This window comes from Bacillus sp. P4_D3 (assembly GCF_056401855.1).
The window spans coordinates 1-897 of the sequence record NZ_JBFUIN010001050.1 but is presented as its reverse complement, the minus strand read 5'-3'; the positions used below and the strand labels follow the sequence as shown (position 1 = coordinate 897).

Annotated in this window: 1 protein-coding gene and 1 pseudogene; both read right to left on the bottom strand. The window is 34.5% G+C overall.

The window, feature by feature from the left end; genetic code table 11:
• Positions 1 to 187 precede the first annotated feature (187 nt).
• Positions 188 to 610 carry a DUF3995 domain-containing protein gene (locus AC1DTM_RS29075; protein ID WP_016104938.1) on the bottom strand — a complete coding sequence of 141 codons (423 nt, stop codon included), beginning with the start codon at positions 608 to 610 and terminating at the stop codon, positions 188 to 190.
• Between the two features lie 167 nt (positions 611 to 777).
• A pseudogene (locus AC1DTM_RS29070) lies at positions 778 to 897 on the bottom strand (TetR/AcrR family transcriptional regulator); the annotation flags it as partial.

Sequence of the window (897 nt, the reverse complement as noted above, 5' to 3'; positions counted from 1 at the left end):
TGACTAATCATAGATCGCCCTTCACACGCTTGAGGAAGGAGAATTCTTTCGGTAAATTCGTTAAAGTTACAGTTAGATATGCATATTACAAGAAATACATATAGTATATACAGAATTTWAAATCCCACCATTTTGAGATGTTTTCTTCCTCTATAAAATTTATTTTATAGGGAATTCATTATACTTATTAAAACAACAACATGATATAGACAAAGCCAAAGAATAAACATAATGGACTATAGAACCAAGTGTCGTATCTAGCAAACTGAGAATGTTTAATTTTCTTGAAAAATCCAACGAACTTAAAATCACCAATTGCCCTAATAATGAAAACTAAAGCACAGACAATACTTCCAATTTTAGATAAACTATTTGCTTGGAACCCCCGCAAATAACCTACTTGAACAACAATAATGACACTAGCTAATAGAATAAGAATGGCTACGAATAATGTTCCCCCTATTCTCGGAGTAAAAGCAGGCTTATGTTCTCCCTCTTTTACTGGGAGTACAGCGGCAGAACCCCATCGACCTCCAAAAGCCCAATAAATATGCAAAAAACTGATAAACCACAGAAGCCCTACAGCTACTACTATTAATAGTAATTTCATTTATTCGCCCCCAATTTCGTAACTTCAAAGATAACATACACTACCGTATGTTATAGTGAAAATTTTGTCCCTTCAGGTTTTATAACCATATTAGGGACATTTATTATCGAATAATCAATTATGTCTCAGCATAATTCCGTGACATCCGCCGGAGGCTTTAACTTCTTTCAGTGGATGTTTGGACACCCGCTGAAAGAAGTTAAAAGCTCAACCATTTTATCAATATCAAAATTAGGATTTGCTTCAAACCTTGTCATCCACCCTACATACGTTAAATAGGCAAGTCT